Origin of the sequence: Ruegeria sp., assembly GCF_965199275.1 — a bacterium.
Lineage (GTDB): Bacteria > Pseudomonadota > Alphaproteobacteria > Rhodobacterales > Rhodobacteraceae > Ruegeria.
Genome location: NZ_CBDAQX010000013.1, coordinates 331,499 through 350,646, shown reverse-complemented (window position 1 = coordinate 350,646; position 19,148 = coordinate 331,499). Strand labels below are relative to the sequence as shown.

Sequence of the window (19,148 nt, the reverse complement as noted above, 5' to 3'; positions counted from 1 at the left end):
TGCGTTGCGGCATATGCGAAATGTCTAGATTGTGAGCCGTCTCGTTTGGTGGCAGTGTGGCCCGATGTTGAGAACCGTGGAACTTCCGCTGTGGCTATTCCTGTTGATCGTGGTCTTTGCCATGGTCACTTTTGCCTCGCATTTTCTGTTCCCGTCTGTCCGCTGGTTCTTTCGCCGCAGGCTTGAGAGAGCGGTCTCTCGGTTGAACCAGCGCCTGCAGCGGCCGATCCAGCCGTTCAAGCTGGCGCGGCGGCACGACATGATTCAACGGCTCATCTATGATCCTCAGGTCGGGCAAGCGGTGCAGCAGCACGCCCATGAAGAAGGCATCCCCGAAGCCGTTGCGTTCGAACAAGCCCGCCGGTACGCGCGTGAGATCGTGCCCTCCTTTTCGGCTTTTGCCTATTTCAGCTTCGCCATTCGTCTGTCCCGGTTGCTGAGCAACGCGTTCTACAACGTGCATCTCAGCTACAAGGATGAAAGCGCGATCAAGGATATCGACCCCGAGGCGACAGTTGTCTTTGTGATGAACCACCGCAGCAACATGGACTATGTTCTGGTCACTTATCTGGCGGCGCAGCAATCCGCCCTGTCCTATGCCGTGGGCGAATGGGCGCGGGTTTGGCCGCTCAGCCGGTTGATCCGGGCAATGGGCGCGTATTTCATCCGGCGCAAATCAGGCAGTGAACTATATCGCCAAGTTCTAGCCAGCTATGTCCGCCACGCGACCGAAGCGGGTGTAACGCAGGCAATGTTCCCCGAAGGCGGGCTCAGCCTGACCGGGGCTTTGGGGCGACCTAAACTAGGACTACTGAAATACATTATCGACGGCACCTCGCCCGACGGGCGCGATGTCGTGTTTGTGCCGGTGGCCCTGAACTATGATCGCGTGCTCGAAGATACGATACTGACGCGTGCCGCTCTCGGAACTGATCGACGTTTTCGTGCACGGATCGGGGTGATCACAAGCTGGGTCCTCAAGCAGATCTGGCGTCGGCTGATCGGTCGCTACAAGCGGTTCGGACTGGCCGCGGTTCGCTATGGTAAGCCGATCTCACTTAAAGAATTCGAGGCGCAGTCTGGGGACGACGTGATGACTGACCTCGCGCGTGCGTTGATGAAACGGATTGGCGCGGCGATTCCCTTGGTGCCCGGACCGGCCGCCTGCTGGCTGCTGCGCGAGAACGGCCCAATGCCCGAACAGGAGGTGCGGAGCCGTATCCGTGCCCTCATGGAAGCCGATGATCTGGCGCTGGCGGAATCAGAGGGCGCCATCTCAAGCGCGGTGGATCAAATGGTCGAGCGGCGTATTCTGAGCCGCGAAGACGGGATTTTGAACCTGTCCGGGCAGCGCGAGGATCTTTTGGATTATTATGCAGAGTCAGTACCAGAACAGGTGAAATCCGCCAATGCTGCGCTCGCGAAAGATGTTTCTGCACCCGCTGGGTCATAAAATTACAAAAATGGACCAAAGATGGTTGCAATGTTGCGCAACCCCTCCTATCCCTCTGTAGGAGAGGCGGCGATTCTGCGCCGCGGCAAAGGTATTGAAAAGGAGGCCAGCATGGCTTTGGACACCGAAAGCGGTATCGCGTCGTACGAGGCACCCGAAAAGGACCTCTATGAAATGGGGGAAATCCCTCCAATGGGGTTTGTGCCCAAGCAGATGTATGCCTGGGCGATCCGCAAAGAGCGCCACGGAGAACCAAATACTGCGATGCAGCAGGAAGTGGTTGATGTTCCCGAGTTGGACAGCAACGAGGTTCTCGTCCTCGTGATGGCGGCGGGCGTCAATTATAACGGCGTCTGGGCCGCTTTGGGCCAGCCGATCAGCCCGTTTGATGGCCACAAGGCCCCGTACCACATCGCTGGTTCAGATGCGTCGGGCATCGTTTGGGCCGTGGGTGACAAGGTCAAGCGCTGGAAGGTTGGCGATGAGGTGGTGATCCACTGCAACCAAGACGATGGCGACGATGAGGAATGCAACGGCGGCGATCCAATGTACTCGCCCAGCCAGCGCATCTGGGGATATGAAACTCCGGATGGGTCGTTCAGCCAGTTCACCCGCGTGCAGGCACAACAGCTGATGCCGCGTCCCAAGCACCTGACCTGGGAGCAGGCAGCGTGCTATACCCTGACGCTCGCTACGGCCTACCGGATGCTGTTCGGGCACGAGCCCCATGACCTGAAGCCCGGCCAGAACGTTCTGGTCTGGGGTGCCTCGGGTGGTTTGGGCTCTTACGCGATCCAGTTGATCAACACGGCCGGTGCAAATGCGATCGGTGTGATCTCGGACGAAAGCAAACGGGATTTCGTGATGGGGTTGGGCGCCAAAGGCGTTCTGAACCGCAAGGACTTCAACTGCTGGGGTCAGCTGCCCACGGTCAACACACCCGAATACGCTGAGTGGTTCAAAGAGGCCCGTAAGTTCGGCAAAGCGATCTGGGATATCACCGGTAAGGGCAATAACGTTGATATGGTGTTTGAACACCCTGGCGAAAGCACCTTCCCAGTGTCGACCTTCGTGGTGAAAAAGGGCGGCATGGTCGTGATTTGTGCCGGTACCACCGGGTTCAATTGCACTTTTGACGTGCGCTACATGTGGATGCACCAGAAACGCCTACAGGGGTCGCACTTTGCACATCTGAAGCAAGCGGCAGCCGCCAGCAAGCTGATGGTCGAGCGTCGTCTGGACCCCTGTATGTCGGAAGTGTTCGCCTGGAACGATCTGCCCGAAGCGCATATGAAAATGCTGCGCAACGAGCACAAGCCGGGCAACATGTCGGTTCTGGTTCAGGCTCCGCGCACCGGCATGCGCACTTTGGAAGAGGTTTTGGACGCGCGTCCATAAGCCCATCCTGAAATATCTAAAAAAACACCCGCGAATCGGAACTCCGATACGCGGGTGTTTTGCCGTCTTGGAGGGTCCTTTTTTGTTTCAACAGGTTGGAATTTTGCCCCTCACTATTTTTGGGGAGTAGAAACCGGTGAATAGGTCAAAAAGATCGCACATGCTATGGTTGTGTTAACACTTCGTTAACTGTTTCAGAGAGACCCTAATGGCGCAAAATGAGTGGATACTGGACGTATTGTCGGACCTCAACGCGTTCGCTGTTGCGAATGGGTTGACTGCCTTGGCCGAACAGCTGGACGACACCAAGCTGATTGCCGCAGCCGAGATCGCGTCCATGACAGATAAGGCACGGGCGCCCGCAGATGGGAACAGAACTCGATTTGGGTCAGATCCTGAAGGATTTGGAAAACACCAGCACGCTTGATGAGCTTGGCTCGGTCGCCATTCGCCTGCGCGACTGTCTGAAAGTCGAACATCTGACATATCATTGGGTGGATGCCGCCGGGGATCAGTACGGCTATACCACCTATTCCGATGCCTGGGATGAACGGTATCGAGAAAAAAACTATCACCGCATCGACCCTGTGATACTGGGGTGTTTCCAACGATTTCACCCGGTTGATTGGAAATCGCTGGACTGGTCCGGCAGGGTGTCCAAAGCGTTTCTTCAGGATGCATTGGAACATGGGGTGGGCAATCAGGGGTATTCGATCCCGATCCGAGGGCCGAACGGGCAGTTTGCGCTGTTCACCGTCAATCACAGTTGTGACGACGGCACCTGGCAGGATTTCATCTCGACTTTTGGCCGAGAATTGATTCTCGTGGCGCATTACATCAACCGCAAAGCACTGGAGTTTGAAAAGGACAGGCAGCCTGAAGCGACCCGAGGTCTGTCGCCGCGTGAAATTGATGCGATGACGTTGCTTGCGCAGGGCTTCAGCCGAGCGCAGGTTGCGCATTCGCTGTCGATCTCGGAACACACTCTTAGGGTCTACATTGAAAGCGCGCGCTCGAAACTGGGTGCGCAAAATACGACGCACGCCATCGCGACCGCGCTCAGCCGTGGGTTAATAGTCGTTTAAGCAACGTACGGTCTTAGAACAGTAAATTAACCACGACTTCGTACCCCTTTCGTTCCTGCACAGGACGACAAGGGGAATTAGTCATGTTGCGTTACTTGTATGCTGATGAGCTGCATGAATTTCCAGCTTTGGCCGACGGCATGTTTCGCGATCGCGCGGATCAGTTCAAAACCCGGCTGGGATGGGACGTTTACGTCAATGAAAAAGGGGAAGAGCGGGATCAGTACGATGATCTCAACCCGCTCTACGTGATTTGGGAGGAGCCGGATGGCAGCCATGGCGGCTCAATGCGGGTTCTGCCGACCACTGGCCCGGTCATGGTGAATGAGGTGTTCGGGCATCTCAACGAGGGTGAGCCGATCTGCAGCCCTCTGATCTGGGAGGTCACGCGCTTTTGCCTGTCGCGAACAGCCAGCCCCCATACGGCCGGGGCTATCATGCTGAGCGGCGGCGAAATGATGGAGGGGTTCGGTCTGACCCATATAGCCGGCGTCTTTGATGCGCGGATGATCCGGATCTACCGCCTGATTGGATCTTCTCCGATTGTGTTAGGGTTCGAAGGGAAAGGGCGCGATCAGATCTCGGTTGGTTTGTGGCCGTATTCCGCGGATGATTGCAACCGCGTGGCCGAGCGGGCGGGCATCCCGCGCGAGCTTTCGCGTCTTTGGTTCAGAACCGCGTTCGGCCCGGCCAAACAACACCGGTTTGCGCTGTCGGCCTAGGGACTTGAAAACCCAAATCCGTATCTGGTGAAGGGTGGCGCGGCCATGTAGGGTCGCGCCATGTCTTTGCCCAATGTGACCTTCTCAGAAGATCAGGCCGCCGCCTATGACAGCATCGCCGAGATGATGCGCTCTGCCGGGGTGGACCTTGAAGATGATGCACTGCTGAAACTGCCAGGACAAGGTGAATCGGGCGTTATGGCCGTGATCGGCAAGGCCGGTTCGGGCAAGACTCTGCTGCTGGCGGAACTGTATAAGGCACTGGCCGAGACGGGCGTTCACATCGTCTCGGGCGACTATGAAAGCCGCAAGTCTCGCGACAAACGCAGTCTGGCGATTCTGGCCCCCACGAACAAAGCCGCAAGCGTTTTGCGCCTGCGCGGGGTGCCCGCGACGACCATCCACCGCATTCTCTATACGCCCGTCTATGACCCGGAATATGAACGGATTGCCGAGTGGCTTGAGGGTAATGACGAACGGCCCGAGATCGAAGGCCTGACGGATGAGGCGCTGGACCGGGCCGCTGCCTTCTATCAGAACAACAAGTCGATCCCCGGTGCGCTGGCCGCTGCCGGTTTGCGCGGGTCGGATTTCATTACCGGTTGGAAGCGCCGGGAAGAGCCGCTGGATATCGGCTTTGTCGACGAAGCCTCGATGCTGGATGACCGCCAGTTTGATGATCTGAAGGAGATCTTTCCGACGTTGCTGCTGTTCGGCGATCCGGCGCAGCTGGCACCAGTGAACCAATCCGGTAGCATGGTGTTCGAAACCCTGCCCGAGCCGCGCAAACTGACCCTACACCGCATTCACCGTCAGGATGCCGACAATCCCATCCTCGATCTGGCCCATGCGCTTGCTGACCCCGCCATGGGGTTTGAGGATTTCGAGCGTCTGGTCGAAGACACCGCGCGTCGCGATGACCGTGTGGTATGGGGGCAGCGGGTCGAGGTTGACCTGATGGCCCGTAGCCCGGTTTTGGTCTGGCGCAACGCGACGCGCATCCGTCTGATTCAGGCCTTCCGGCATGTTCATGGCGCGCCCGAAACGGAGCTGCTGGAAGGTGAGCCGCTGATCTGCGACGGGATCGAGCTGCCTCTAAAACACCGCAAGAAACGGCTGGATCTTGAGGCGCGCGGCCTGATCAAGGGTGCTCAGGTGGTTTATCTGGGGCCGGGGCGAAAACCCGGTTTCTCTCGCCTGCATGTCATGGGGGCCGAGGACCCTCAAGTCAGTGCCGCGTCGATTGTGCAGATCGAAAAGCCGGATGAAGAGGAACCGTTCATCCCCTATGCAGCGCGTATGGGCGCGACCTTTCTGCATGGGGCGGCGGTCACTATCCACAAGGCGCAGGGCTCGCAATGGGATACGGTGCAGGTCTTTGCGCCAGACATCTACGCCGCGGCCCGCATGGGCCGAACCGAGGCCGGACAACCCTTGTGGAAACGACTGGCCTATGTTGCCATCACCCGCGCGCAGGAACGGTTGATCTGGGTGGTTCGTAATCGGTTGTCCAAACCCACCCATCCTCTGCGCGTCGATGATCTGCGCGCCATACCGGCGGCGACCCTGACACTGGAGGCTGAAGAGACATGAAATCCATCCTCATAACCGGCGCGAGTTCCGGGATCGGAAAAGCCACGGCAGAGCTGTTTCTGACCGAGGGCTGGACTGTTGGTCTTCTTGCCCGCAGCGAAGACAAATTGGTGGAAATGGCCGAAGGGCATCGCAACGCGATCCCTCTGGTTGCGGATGTGACGGATCCGGTGGCGGTTGCGCGCGCCTTCCGGTCTTTCTCCAACAGGGCCGAGCGGTTGGACGTTCTGTTCAACAATGCTGGCATCTTCGCGCCCGGCGGTACGATTGATGAAATCGCACTGGAGGACTGGTACCAGAGCGTCAGCGTCAACCTCAACGGCATGTTCCTTAGCGCGCGTGAGGCGTTTCGGATCATGCGTCATCAAACCCCGCAAGGCGGGCGCATCATCAACAACGGCTCAATCGCGGCGTATGTGCCGCGCCCGAATTCGGTGCACTATTCTGCAACGAAACACGCCATCACAGGGCTGACGCGCAGCCTGTCGCTGGACGGGCGCGATTTTGGCATTGCCTGTGGCCAGATCGATATCGGGAACGCCCGCACTCAGATGGTGCAGGGGCTGGTCGATGCTGCTATTGCCGATGGTGCGACGCCCGATCCCACCATGGATGTGGAAGACGCCGCAAAGTCGGTGCTGCACATGGCCAATCTGCCGCCCGAGGCCAATGTGCAGTTCATGACCGTGATGGCCACGACCATGCCCTATATCGGCCGGGGCTAAGTGCTACTCCTGACTTCCGACATTTTTTCGTATAAGTCATTGATATTATTATGCCTTGGTTGCCAAAAGGCACTACACGGACTTTTTTCGCCAGCGATTGTTTCGGAGTGTTGAGGGAGCTCAGGCTTTGGTCTGGCCAGTTTTTCGGGTGCGCCCGGGGGGTATCTTGAAAGGGGCTTCGTTCCAGGTCAGGCCGACGCAGGTGAGGATGCGTCTGGCATCGACCGTGGCATGGCTTGGCATGCCGTAGCGGTCAGGGGTGCCTTTGTGGCGCAGGATCGAGAGCTGCAATGCGTTCAACTCGTTGCGGATACGAGCCGGGCTCATCGGGTGTCCGAGCAGGTCCAGATGCTTGCGCAGGTGCTGCAGGCAGCAGAAGGCCATGTAGCAGATGGCGATATGGGCCCGGACCCGACGCGGCGACCAGTGATAGATGGGCCGGATTTTCAGATCGTGCTTGTTGGTGCGGAAGCAGGCTTCGATCTCCCACAACTGGTGATAGCGGGCAATGACGTCCTGTGCCTCCAGTTCGTCCGCACCATGAACAACAATGGCATGCAGCCCGTCCCATTGTGCCGCTGCCTTGATCTTTGCATCATCCAGCGTGACGTCCCCGCTGTCGGGGAAGGCCAGGAAGCGGCCATATCCCCGGCTGCTGAAGCTGCCGGGTTTGCGAGAGCGCTTGAGCTTCTTGTGCAGCTTTTCGATTGCCTTGTCGCGCTTGTGGGCATCATTGCGTGCCCGGGTGGGTGACCAGGTCACAATGACCCGCGCTCCCTCCTGGTCGATCACCTTGTACCAGCCCTTCTCGGTTGCCTCTTCAGAACCGTGTCCAGCCCAAGGCTGGCGTCCCTCCGGGCTCAAAATGTTCGCCTTCACGGCGGCCGGGGCGGACTTCATGCGATAGCCGAGGATGTAGGGCAGACCCTTGTTCTGCAACATCTGCTGGTTGTCCTTGCTGAGCATGGCGGCATCGGCCACGAACGTGACCCTGGCCACGTCGAAGCGTCCCTCCAACGCCTTCAGCGCAGCTTCCAGCGTATGACCTTCCCAGGTGTTTCCCGGGAAGAGTTCATAGCCCACAGGCAGCCCATCGGAGGTGACGATCAGCGCCAGCATGACCTGAGCGCGGTGATGCTTGCCATCCTTGCTGAAGCCCTTGGCCAGAAGATGATCCTGCTCGACCCCGTCCGCATCCTCGGCCGGGTCCTCGCGCTCGGTGTCAAAGGCCAGGGTCGTGCAATCGTAGAACAGCACGGTCACTGGCCCGCCCAGCAACTTCTCTGCCGCCGCGTGAGAGGTTTTGCAAATCCCGTCTATCACCGGCGTATTGATGTAATCCATGCTCCGATAGACCACGTCCAGATTGAGCGTGATGCCTGCCTGGTTCTCCAACGCCTCCACGGTCGCGCGCTTGCTCTCGGGCTGTGCGATCCGCGCCATAACCAGCTCTTTCACAATGCGATTGGCACTTTTACGCGCCGCCCCCAGAAGGGCCCCCCAACCCAGTTGGTCATACATCGTCCCCATGACATCCCGCAGACCCAGAGAGACCCGCGCCTCCTCACGGCACTCGGCAAGATCAACGCCAAGCTTGTCCGGCCGCGGAGCGCGGCGCACCAGCGCCTGCAGATCGGCATATTCCGTGGGCGTGAACAGTTCCATTTGCGGCGAGCGATCAATGCGTAATTGCTCCATCAAGCGGCCCGCCAGACGCTTGATATCCTCAATCTCGCTGTCGTTATGGGCCACACCCACATGGCGCAGGATCTTCTGGCGTACCTTGGAGCCGGTGCGGACGGATTCAACGATCTGGATCCGTGTGCGGTTGAGCTTTGCGTCATGTTTGGTGCGGATGAACATGGGCGAAGAGGTTAGCCATCTGAAGGCCCATGTCAATACTTTTTATAATAATGGGGCACTACAACGCGCCTCTGAGCAACCACACCTGAAAACAAACCAAAAACCCAGTCAGATCAACAAAAAGGTCGGAAGTCAGGAAACACGCCATCACAGGGCTGACGCGCAGCCTGTCGCTGGACGGGCGCGATTTTGGCATTGCCTGTGGCCAGATCGATATCGGGAACGCCCGCACTCAGATGGTGCAGGGGCTGGTCGATGCTGCTATTGCCGATGGTGCGACGCCCGATCCCACCATGGATGTGGAAGACGCCGCAAAGTCGGTGCTGCACATGGCCAATCTGCCGCCCGAGGCCAATGTGCAGTTCATGACCGTGATGGCCACGACCATGCCCTATATCGGCCGGGGCTAAGTGCTACTTTTCGCGCAGCAGGCGGAAAGCTGTCGAGGCACCCCACCCAGCGGCAATAGCGATGACCAGTGACATCAGCCCGTACCAAACGGGCTGTTCGCGGGACATGTTGTAGAGAAACCGCTCCAGCCCCACTTTGCGCACGTCGATGGTGGTTTCGTATTGCGACACCACATTGCCGCCCCGTGTCAGGAAAATACGTGCGGCGTAGTCGCCTTCAGTCAAGTCGGCGGGCATGTCGATAGAGGTGCGGAACAGGGTCTGTTCATCCACCGCAACAGTGTTTTCGCGGATCGAATACAGGCTCTCGCTTTCGCGGATGCGTATCACGGCGTCGGCAAAGTCTTGAGCGGCTTCGATATGCATCGCCGCGCCGACAGAGCGGATGGCCCGTTCGATGGAAACCCGATAGCGGAGATCCTCGGTATTAGTGAGGATTTCTTTGAATGGCCCGCTGGTGGCAACAGCGTAGAAGCTGGGGGCCAGATCGACCTCGACGCTGTCGGTGTTCACCCAGATTCCCAGTTTACGTTCTTTACGGCGCACGGTCAGAGGCTCGGACGGGCCGGCAACGGTGACGATCACCTCTAGCGGAGGGCCTTCGGGGATCGGAGCTTCGCGCTTGATGGCCCCGAAGATCAGAATTTCGGACCCGTCGAACGTGGCGGTAATGGCAACGCGGTCCTGGCTGAGGCCCAGGACCACCTGCTCTTCCGCGGCAGCCGCGGGCAGGCAGAACAGGCACAGGGCGGTGATCAATGAGCGGACCATGATCAGTGCCCCCCGCTGGCGCCAAGCGAATACAGCTCGGACGGTTCCAGAAGCAGATCAAGCGCCAGCTTGCCACAGACGACCAGCACCAGCGCGGCCAGCAAAACCCGCAATTGCTCGGCTGGCATCCGGGCGCCGATCACAGTTCCGATCTGAGCTCCGATAACGCCACCGACCAGAAGAAGCACGGCCAGAACCACGTCCACGGTGTAGTTCGTGGTGGCGTGCAGCATTGTCGTGAAGGCGGTTACGAAAATGATCTGGAACAGGGACGTCCCGACCACAACCTTGGTGGGCATGCCCAGCAGATAGATCATGGCAGGCACCATGATGAAGCCGCCGCCGACGCCCATGATCGCGGACAGAACGCCTACGCAGAGGCCAACCAGAACCGGTGGAATGACCGAGATATAAAGGCCCGAGGTACGAAAGCGCATCTTGAAGGGCATCGCATGGACCCAGCCGCGCTGACGGCGCTTGGCAGGTGACGCTCCGCCTTTCTTTGCCTTGCGCAAGGCGCGCAGGCTTTCGATGAACATCAGGCTGCCGATCACGCCAAGGAAGACGACGTAACACAGGGTTACCAGCAGATCGACCTGACCCAAGCTCTTGAGGTAGTTGAACACGACGACGCCAAGCGCGGCCCCGATGAGGCCGCCGATCAACAGCACCGTGCCCATCCTGAAATCGACCGTCCTTCGCCTGAAATGCGCCAGAACGCCCGAGAAGGACGAGGCCACGATCTGGTTGGCCTCGGTCGCGACGGCAACTGCCGGAGGGATGCCGATAAAGAACAGAAGCGGCGTCATGAGGAACCCGCCGCCGACCCCGAACATGCCCGACAGAATGCCGACCATGCCTCCGAGCCCTAGCAATAGAAAGGCGTTTACGGAGACTTCGGCAATCGGAAGGTAAATTTGCATGGCATGCTCTAGTCGTATTGAGTTCGGCTGTGCAAAGCGGTGGACCCGCCGGCATCGGAAATGCGTGCAGCCTGAATATCGGGCGCTGCGGTCACAGGCCTACCACCCGTCTTTGGCAAATACGAGAGGAGGTTTGCACTCTTTTCTATCAGAGGAAACACGCACATACCCTCTTAGAGCGGTTGCGGCATGCAAAATCAACTCTGCATGCCGCTCTGCAGCGAACAGGATCCAGAATTGGCCCTGAACTGGACTTATCAGCGTTCTTTCACGTAGGGCTCGCCCCCGGCACGGGGCGGAACCGCTTTGCCGACGAAGCCTGCAAGAATCACCACGGTCAGGATATAGGGCAGGGCGTCCATGACCTGCACAGGGATCACAATGCCGCCCAGGTCGATATTCTGGAACCGCAGCGCGATAGCCTGTAGCAGGCCAAACAGCAAACAGGCCCACATCGCGTGCCAAGGCCGCCATTTTGCAAAGATCAACGCCGCCAGCGCGATGAACCCGCGACCGGCGGTCATTTCCTTGACGAACCCGGCCTGCAGCGCAGTTGCAAGATAGGCTCCGGCGATACCGCAGAGTACGCCGCAGATGGCGACAGCTGCAAAGCGCAGGCCGACGACCGAGACACCGGCTGTATCCACGGCGGCTGGGTTTTCGCCCACCGCGCGCAACCGCAACCCGAACCGGGTGCGATAAAGGATCCACCACGTCGCAGGCACCATCAGGAAGGCGATGTAGACAAGGATCGAATGGCCCGACAGCAGTTCAGAATAGATCGGGCCAATGAAGGGCACGTCGCTCAGCGCTTCGGCGAAGGGGAAGTTGATCGGCTCAAACCGGCCTTCCCCGAACAGAGACGGGGTGCGCCCGCCCTGTTGGAACCAGCTTTGCGCGATCAGAACCGTCAGGCCTGAGGCCAGGAAGTTGATCGCCACGCCTGAGATCAGCTGATTGCCCCGGAACGTGATCGACGCCACGCCATGTAGTGCCGATAAAACCAGAGACGACGCGATCCCCGCGAGCAATCCCAACCAGACCGAGCCGGTCACCGCCGCCACAGCCGCCGAGAAGAAGGCCGAGATCAGCATTTTGCCCTCAAGCCCGATGTCGAAAATCCCTGCACGTTCGGAATAGAGACCTGCCAGACAGGCCAGCAACAAAGGTGTCGCCAGTCGGACGGTGGAATCGAGAACCTGGATCAGTGTTACGAACGAATCCATCACTGAGGCTCCTTCCGCAGGGCAAGGAACAGCTTTTCAAGCGGCATCCGCACCATGTTGTCCAACGCTCCGGTAAACAGGATCACCAGCGCCTGTATGACGACGATCAGCTCACGCGGGATGGATGTCCACAAGGCCAGTTCGGCACCGCCTTGATAGAGGAAGCCGAACAGAAGCGCCGCGAGGAACACGCCGAACGGGTGCGAACGACCCATCAGGGCCACGGCGATCCCGATGAAACCCGCGCCTTCGGTCGAGTTCAGAACCAGACGCTCGGCCTCACCCATCACGTTGTTGATGGCCATCAGGCCAGCCAAGCCGCCGGAGATCAGCATGGCGATGATGGTGATGCGAACCGGCGAGATCCCGGCATAGACGGCACCGGTTTCCGAATGACCATAGGCCCGGATCTCATAGCCCAGCCGAGTACGCCAGATCAGCGCCCAGACTACGAAACAGGCGATGATCGCCACGAAGAACGAAATATTGGCAGGCGCTCCGCGGAACATTACGTTCTCGGCGGTTGAGAACATGGATTGGAAGGTCGGCAGGTGTACCGCCTCGGGGAAGCGCGCGGTTGCCGGGTCCTGCGAGCCTTGCGGGCGCATGACGTTCACGAGCATGTAGTTCAGAAAGGCAGCCGCGATAACGTTGAACATGATCGTGGTGATCACGATGTGGCTGCCACGTTTGGCCTGCAGGTAAGCTGGGATTGCGGCCCATGCCGCGCCAAATACAGCGGCCCCCAATCCTGCGGCGATCAGAGCGATGCTCCAATGCGGCCAAGGGATGTAGAGACACACCATGGCAACGCCAAGACCGCCCAGCATCGCCTGACCTTCGCCACCGATGTTAAACAGCCGCGCATGGAACGCCACGGCCACTGCGAGCCCGGTGAACATGAAGTTGGTCGCGTAGTAGAGCGTATAGCCCCAGCCATAGGTTGACCCCAGCGCGCCTGTGACCATCAGGTTCACGGCCTCAACCGGGTTCTCTCCGATGGCGAGGATCACCAGCGCCGACAGGATCGTGGCCAACACCAGGCTGATGATGGGGATCAGCACGACGTCGGCCCATTTGGGCATTTTTTCCATCTTACGCGGCCTCTCCCGCAACACCGGCCATCAGCAGGCCTAGTTCTTTTTCATCTGTCTCATGGGGCAGACGCTCGCCCATGATATGTCCGTCAAACATCACGGCGATCCGGTCCGAGAGCGAGAAGATCTCCTCCAGCTCGACCGAGACCAGCAGGATCGCCTTGCCTTGGTCGCGCAGGGCTACGATCTGTTTGTGAATGAATTCGATCGCGCCAATGTCGACGCCACGGGTCGGTTGACCGACGAGCAGCAGGTCGGGATTGCGCTCAATCTCGCGCGCGACGACGATCTTCTGCTGGTTGCCGCCCGAAAAGCTTTTGGCGGTCAGCCAGCCGTTCGGGGGACGCACATCGAATTTCTCGATCTTGGCTTCGGTGTCCGCGCGCAGGGCGGCGTTGTCCATGAACAGGCCGCGCTTGTAGGCCGGGTCACGGTGATAGCCGAAGGCAACGTTTTCCCAGGCATGGAAGTCCATGATCAGACCTTCGCGTTGACGGTCTTCGGGGACGTGGGCGATGTGCTGCGCGCGACGCGCCTGACCGTCAGACCCAGCCCCGCTGAGGGGAAGCGGCGTACCGTTCAGCTTGATCGACCCCTGACCGGGGCGCATTCCGCCCAGAACTTCCAACAGTTCCGACTGGCCGTTGCCCGCGACGCCTGCGATACCGACGATTTCACCGGCGCGGACGGTCAGGTCGATGCCTTTGACACGTTCAACGCCTGCCGCATCGAACACGCGCAGGTCTTGGACCTCAAGAATGGGTTTTCCGGGCTGCGCGGGCACCTTGTCGACCTGCAGCAGGACCTTGCGGCCCACCATCAGCTCGGCCAGATGCTCCGGGCTGGTCTCAGACGTTTTGACCGTGGCCGTCATCTCTCCGCGCCGCATGACCGAGACGGTATCGGTGTTCTCCATAATCTCACGCAGCTTATGCGTGATCACGATGATCGTCTTTCCTTCGGCCCGAAGACGGTCGAGGATGCGGAACAGCTGGTCTGCCTCCGCAGGGGTCAGAACGCCGGTGGGCTCATCAAGGATCAGGATCTCGGCCTTGCGATACAGCGCCTTGAGGATCTCGACCCGTTGCTGCATGCCCACACCGATTTCATCGATACGCTTGTCTGGGTCGACGAACAGCTCGTATTCTTCTTCCAGCGCTTTCAACTCTTTCCGGGCCTTAGCCAGAGACGGGGCCAGCAGCCCGCCATCCTCAGCACCCAAAACAATGTTTTCCAGAACGGTGAAGTTTTCGACCAGCTTGAAGTGCTGGAACACCATCCCGATTCCTGAGGCGATGGCCGCCTGACTGTCGGGAATGTCGGTCTTGGTGCCGTTGATCCAAATTTCACCTTTATCGGCTTTGTAGAAGCCGTAGAGAATGCTCATCAGCGTGGATTTGCCCGCACCGTTTTCACCGATGATCCCATGGATCGTGCCGGGGGCGACGCTGATGGAAATGTCTTTATTGGACTGAACCGGCCCAAAGGCTTTGGAAATCCCTTTGAGCTCAATGGCGGGGACTGTCATGTCTTGTCCTTGGGTTGCCGAAGGGCCGCGCGGTTCGCGGCAGAGTGGGACCGAGGCGGAGGTCTCCCCCCGCCCCGTGCGATATCAGAACTGCAGCGCCGGGCAGCTGTCGTTCTCGTAGTAGCTGACAACGGAGATGTCGCCGTTGATGATCGCTTTGCGTGCTTCGTCCACGGCGTCGTTCATACGAACCGAGACCAGCTCTTTGTTGTTCTCGTCCATGGCAACGCCAACGCCGTCCTCGGCCAGGCCCATGGCGAATACGCCGGTTTCCAGATCTTCACCCGCTTTCATCGCGTCATAGACGGCCACGTCCACGCGCTTGAGCATCGAGGTCAGAACCTTGCCCGGGTGTAGGTGGTTCTGGTTGCTATCCACGCCAATCGACAGGATGCCCTCGTCGGCTGCGGTCTGCAGCACACCAACACCGGTGCCGCCTGCAGCTGCGTAAATTACGTCAGCGCCCTGGCTGATCTGCGCTTTGGTCAGTTCGGACCCTTTAACCGGGTCGTTCCATGCGGCAGGGGTTGTGCCGGTCATGTTGGCAACAACGTTGATGTCGGGGTTCACAGCCTTGGCGCCTTGCGCATAACCGCAACCAAAGTGGCGGATCAGCGGGATATCCATACCGCCGATGAAGCCGACAGTGCCCGATTCCGATGCCATCGCAGCCATCATACCAACGAGGTACGAGCCTTCGTGCTCGGCAAAGCCGATCTGACGGATGTTCGGGGCGTCCAGCCAAGTAACGTCAACCGCGACGAACTTGGTGTCAGGATAGTCGCCGGCAACGGCAGACAGCGGGTCAGCCATGGCAAAGCCCATGGTGATCACCGGGTTCGCGCCAGCCTCGGCGAAACGGCGCAGGGCCTGTTCACGCTGTGCTTCGGACTGAAGCTCGATCTCGCGATAGGTGCCGCCGGTTTCGTTGGCCCAACGCTGCGCGCCGTTATGTGCGGCTTCGTTGAATGACTTGTCGAACTTGCCACCCAGGTCAAAGATCAGGGCCGGTTCGGCCAGTGCGGCACCAGCGGTCAGAGCGACGGCGGCGGCAGCGCCCATCAAGGATTTCATCAGGGTCATTTGGTACTCCCGTTGTTTTTGTCGGTTCGAGGTTAAACTAGCCTCGTTTACCCACCTATAGCGAGCATAACCGTTGTGATGACGGGAATTAAGGCCGTATGCAACAGGTAGGGTCAACTGATTTTTGACCACTTGGTCTAAAAAGTGGGGTGTGGGGCTACGGTAGGGGGCGTTCCATCACGATCGCGTCGCAATTTGAGGCAGAATCGCGTGTATAGTAGCCTTTACGCCTCCCGCAGGGGCTGTATCCGAAGCGTTCATAGAGCGCGATAGCAGCCCCATTGTCTGCCGCCACGTCAAGAATCGCGCGCGCTGCACCGAGGTCAGCGGCAATGGCGTGCCAGTTTTTCATGCAGGCTGCAGCCAAGCCCTGACGCCGATGCAGTGGGTGAGTCGCGATGGTCAGCAACTCGGCCTCGTCCGCGATGACCTGAAACAGAGCAAAGGAGTTGGGGTCTCCGACAACATGGGTGAAGCGGTTTTGCAGCAGGTCTTCGAACTCGGCAGCCGTCCACGGGCGCGCCTGTGTGAAGGCCGCAGCGTGGGTCAGGGCCATGTTTTCCGGGGTCATTCGTCCAGCAGCACAGGTGGGAGGTCGCGAGAAGGCGCCGCATCCGCGGGGCGAATATAAAGCGGTGCGGGTGGGTCTGTTTCCGTGCCGTATCGGCGCGCCGCGATATGGGCGATGGCCTGAACATGCGCGTTTGGGTCCGTGTCAGTGAAGAGGGGGCCAAGCCCCTCGGCCTCGGCCCGAGGCATCAGGCGTGGGCCTTCGGAGGTCTGCACATAGACCTGATCGCGCGGGGCAGAGATCGCGGGTAGGTGACCGTCGGGCATAATCTCCGCCAAGGAGTCAAAACCTGACACGCCAACGGCCGGGACGTTCAGACCCAATGCAAGCCCGCGCGCCGCTGAAACCGAGATTCGAATGCCGGTGAAGTTTCCTGGGCCGATGCCAACACCAATGGCATCCGGGTCTTTCCAGCCAAGCCCGGCATCTGACAGAACCTCCTCCAGCAGAGGCATCAGGCGTTCGGCCTGCCCGCGTGACATGGCCTCGGCCCGCGTGACGACAATTTCAGAGCCACGCAACAAAGCGGCCGCGCAATGCGCGGCCGATGTGTCAAATGCCAGAAGGGTTGGTTCAGACGGCAACGGGGCGAACCTCGGTCACTTCGGGGATATAGTGGCGCAGCAGCCTGACTTCCGACATTTTTTCGTATAAGTCATTGATATTATTATGCCTTGGTTGCCAAAAGGCACTACACGGACTTTTTTCGCCAGCGATTGTTTCGGAGTGTTGAGGGAGCTCAGGCTTTGGTCTGGCCAGTTTTTCGGGTGCGCCCGGGGGGTATCTTGAAAGGGGCTTCGTTCCAGGTCAGGCCGACGCAGGTGAGGATGCGTCTGGCATCGACCGTGGCATGGCTTGGCATGCCGTAGCGGTCAGGGGTGCCTTTGTGGCGCAGGATCGAGAGCTGCAATGCGTTCAACTCGTTGCGGATACGAGCCGGGCTCATCGGGTGTCCGAGCAGGTCCAGATGCTTGCGCAGGTGCTGCAGGCAGCAGAAGGCCATGTAGCAGATGGCGATATGGGCCCGGACCCGACGCGGCGACCAGTGATAGATGGGCCGGATTTTCAGATCGTGCTTGTTGGTGCGGAAGCAGGCTTCGATCTCCCACAACTGGTGATAGCGGGCAATGACGTCCTGTGCCTCCAGTTCGTCCGCACCATGAACAACAATGGCATGCAGCCCGTCCCATTGTGCCGCTGCCTTGATCTTTGCATCATCCAGCGTGACGTCCCCGCTGTCGGGGAAGGCCAGGAAGCGGCCATATCCCCGGCTGCTGAAGCTGCCGGGTTTGCGAGAGCGCTTGAGCTTCTTGTGCAGCTTTTCGATTGCCTTGTCGCGCTTGTGGGCATCATTGCGTGCCCGGGTGGGTGACCAGGTCACAATGACCCGCGCTCCCTCCTGGTCGATCACCTTGTACCAGCCCTTCTCGGTTGCCTCTTCAGAACCGTGTCCAGCCCAAGGCTGGCGTCCCTCCGGGCTCAAAATGTTCGCCTTCACGGCGGCCGGGGCGGACTTCATGCGATAGCCGAGGATGTAGGGCAGACCCTTGTTCTGCAACATCTGCTGGTTGTCCTTGCTGAGCATGGCGGCATCGGCCACGAACGTGACCCTGGCCACGTCGAAGCGTCCCTCCAACGCCTTCAGCGCAGCTTCCAGCGTATGACCTTCCCAGGTGTTTCCCGGGAAGAGTTCATAGCCCACAGGCAGCCCATCGGAGGTGACGATCAGCGCCAGCATGACCTGAGCGCGGTGATGCTTGCCATCCTTGCTGAAGCCCTTGGCCAGAAGATGATCCTGCTCGACCCCGTCCGCATCCTCGGCCGGGTCCTCGCGCTCGGTGTCAAAGGCCAGGGTCGTGCAATCGTAGAACAGCACGGTCACTGGCCCGCCCAGCAACTTCTCTGCCGCCGCGTGAGAGGTTTTGCAAATCCCGTCTATCACCGGCGTATTGATGTAATCCATGCTCCGATAGACCACGTCCAGATTGAGCGTGATGCCTGCCTGGTTCTCCAACGCCTCCACGGTCGCGCGCTTGCTCTCGGGCTGTGCGATCCGCGCCATAACCAGCTCTTTCACAATGCGATTGGCACTTTTACGCGCCGCCCCCAGAAGGGCCCCCCAACCCAGTTGGTCATACATCGTCCCCATGACATCCCGCAGACCCAGAGAGACCCGCGCCTCCTCACGGCACTCGGCAAGATCAACGCCAAGCTTGTCCGGCCGCGGAGCGCGGCGCACCAGCGCCTGCAGATCGGCATATTCCGTGGGCGTGAACAGTTCCATTTGCGGCGAGCGATCAATGCGTAATTGCTCCATCAAGCGGCCCGCCAGACGCTTGATATCCTCAATCTCGCTGTCGTTATGGGCCACACCCACATGGCGCAGGATCTTCTGGCGTACCTTGGAGCCGGTGCGGACGGATTCAACGATCTGGATCCGTGTGCGGTTGAGCTTTGCGTCATGTTTGGTGCGGATGAACATGGGCGAAGAGGTTAGCCATCTGAAGGCCCATGTCAATACTTTTTATAATAATGGGGCACTACAACGCGCCTCTGAGCAACCACACCTGAAAACAAACCAAAAACCCAGTCAGATCAACAAAAAGGTCGGAAGTCAGGAAACAGAGCAAAGGAGTTGGGGTCTCCGACAACATGGGTGAAGCGGTTTTGCAGCAGGTCTTCGAACTCGGCAGCCGTCCA

17 protein-coding genes and 1 pseudogene are annotated in these 19,148 nt (G+C 59.4%); 8 read left to right on the top strand and 10 right to left on the bottom strand.

The genetic code is table 11. The annotated features are described in order from the left end of the window. Window positions 1–64 precede the first annotated feature (64 nt). The 6 genes from ACOERD_RS09840 to ACOERD_RS09815 all read left to right on the top strand — a co-directional run bounded on the left by ACOERD_RS09840 (window position 65) and on the right by ACOERD_RS09815 (window position 6,976). Entirely contained in the window at window positions 65–1,453 is a 1,389-nt protein-coding gene (locus ACOERD_RS09840; RefSeq protein ID WP_419738892.1) for a 1-acyl-sn-glycerol-3-phosphate acyltransferase, read from the top strand. 111 nt (window positions 1,454–1,564) lie between these two features. Continuing rightward, the gene (gene ccrA / locus ACOERD_RS09835) at window positions 1,565–2,851 is read left to right on the top strand and encodes a crotonyl-CoA carboxylase/reductase (protein WP_419738891.1); all 1,287 of its coding nucleotides are present in this window, start codon (window positions 1,565–1,567) and stop codon (window positions 2,849–2,851) included. A gap of 365 nt (window positions 2,852–3,216) precedes the next feature. Beyond that, complete coding sequence (locus ACOERD_RS09830; RefSeq protein WP_170468945.1) at window positions 3,217–3,936, top strand: LuxR family transcriptional regulator; 720 nt, start codon at window positions 3,217–3,219, stop codon at window positions 3,934–3,936. A gap of 83 nt (window positions 3,937–4,019) precedes the next feature. Further along, complete coding sequence (locus ACOERD_RS09825) at window positions 4,020–4,658, top strand: acyl-homoserine-lactone synthase (protein ID WP_419738890.1); 639 nt, start codon at window positions 4,020–4,022, stop codon at window positions 4,656–4,658. A gap of 60 nt (window positions 4,659–4,718) precedes the next feature. Next, window positions 4,719–6,251 carry an ATP-dependent DNA helicase gene (locus ACOERD_RS09820; RefSeq protein WP_419738889.1) on the top strand — a complete coding sequence of 511 codons (1,533 nt, stop codon included), beginning with the start codon at window positions 4,719–4,721 and terminating at the stop codon, window positions 6,249–6,251. After that, window positions 6,248–6,976 (top strand): SDR family oxidoreductase, encoded by a 729-nt coding sequence (locus ACOERD_RS09815; protein ID WP_170678769.1) that lies wholly within the window; start codon window positions 6,248–6,250, stop codon window positions 6,974–6,976. The genes ACOERD_RS09820 and ACOERD_RS09815 overlap by 4 nt, the downstream gene beginning before the upstream one ends. Window positions 6,977–7,096: 120 nt before the next feature. Here the strand turns inward: ACOERD_RS09815 and ACOERD_RS09810 are convergent, their stop codons facing one another. Further along, a complete protein-coding gene (locus tag ACOERD_RS09810; RefSeq protein WP_419737624.1) occupies window positions 7,097–8,839 on the bottom strand; it encodes an IS1634 family transposase in 1,743 nt (580 codons plus the stop codon). Window positions 8,840–8,976: 137 nt separating this feature from the next. Here ACOERD_RS09810 and ACOERD_RS09805 point away from each other — a divergent pair. Beyond that, window positions 8,977–9,249, top strand: a pseudogene (locus ACOERD_RS09805) (short-chain dehydrogenase); the annotation flags it as partial. A gap of 3 nt (window positions 9,250–9,252) precedes the next feature. On the opposite strand, the gene ACOERD_RS09800 reads toward ACOERD_RS09805, so the two are convergent. The 9 genes from ACOERD_RS09800 to ACOERD_RS09760 form a co-directional block, all read right to left on the bottom strand. After that, on the bottom strand, window positions 9,253–10,020 hold the full coding sequence (locus tag ACOERD_RS09800; RefSeq protein WP_170642786.1) for a TIGR02186 family protein: 768 nt from the start codon (window positions 10,018–10,020) through the stop codon (window positions 9,253–9,255). A gap of 2 nt (window positions 10,021–10,022) precedes the next feature. Further along, window positions 10,023–10,943 carry a sulfite exporter TauE/SafE family protein gene (locus ACOERD_RS09795; protein ID WP_419738888.1) on the bottom strand — a complete coding sequence of 307 codons (921 nt, stop codon included), beginning with the start codon at window positions 10,941–10,943 and terminating at the stop codon, window positions 10,023–10,025. Between the two features lie 257 nt (window positions 10,944–11,200). Continuing rightward, entirely contained in the window at window positions 11,201–12,169 is a 969-nt protein-coding gene (locus ACOERD_RS09790; protein ID WP_170661172.1) for an ABC transporter permease, read from the bottom strand. Continuing rightward, window positions 12,169–13,263, bottom strand: coding sequence for an ABC transporter permease (locus ACOERD_RS09785; protein ID WP_419738887.1), 1,095 nt, complete (start codon window positions 13,261–13,263; stop codon window positions 12,169–12,171). Before ACOERD_RS09785 ends, ACOERD_RS09790 begins: the two co-directional genes overlap by 1 nt. Before the next feature lies 1 nt (window position 13,264). Continuing rightward, window positions 13,265–14,794 carry an ABC transporter ATP-binding protein gene (locus ACOERD_RS09780; RefSeq protein ID WP_419738886.1) on the bottom strand — a complete coding sequence of 510 codons (1,530 nt, stop codon included), beginning with the start codon at window positions 14,792–14,794 and terminating at the stop codon, window positions 13,265–13,267. Between the two features lie 84 nt (window positions 14,795–14,878). Beyond that, window positions 14,879–15,877, bottom strand: coding sequence for a BMP family ABC transporter substrate-binding protein (locus ACOERD_RS09775; RefSeq protein WP_170553494.1), 999 nt, complete (start codon window positions 15,875–15,877; stop codon window positions 14,879–14,881). Window positions 15,878–16,034: 157 nt separating this feature from the next. Continuing rightward, window positions 16,035–16,433, bottom strand: coding sequence for a GNAT family N-acetyltransferase (locus ACOERD_RS09770; RefSeq protein ID WP_419738885.1), 399 nt, complete (start codon window positions 16,431–16,433; stop codon window positions 16,035–16,037). Between the two features lie 11 nt (window positions 16,434–16,444). Then, window positions 16,445–17,032 carry a tRNA (adenosine(37)-N6)-threonylcarbamoyltransferase complex dimerization subunit type 1 TsaB gene (tsaB, locus tag ACOERD_RS09765; protein WP_419738883.1) on the bottom strand — a complete coding sequence of 196 codons (588 nt, stop codon included), beginning with the start codon at window positions 17,030–17,032 and terminating at the stop codon, window positions 16,445–16,447. Window positions 17,033–17,187: 155 nt separating this feature from the next. Then, window positions 17,188–18,930, bottom strand: a complete 1,743-nt coding sequence (locus tag ACOERD_RS09760) for an IS1634 family transposase (RefSeq protein WP_419737624.1) — start codon at window positions 18,928–18,930, stop codon at window positions 17,188–17,190. On the opposite strand from ACOERD_RS09760, the gene ACOERD_RS09755 reads away from it, so the two are divergent. Then, window positions 18,923–19,108 (top strand): hypothetical protein, encoded by a 186-nt coding sequence (locus tag ACOERD_RS09755; protein ID WP_419738884.1) that lies wholly within the window; start codon window positions 18,923–18,925, stop codon window positions 19,106–19,108. The two genes, ACOERD_RS09760 and ACOERD_RS09755, sit on opposite strands and share 8 nt — an antisense overlap. Window positions 19,109–19,148 lie beyond the last annotated feature (40 nt).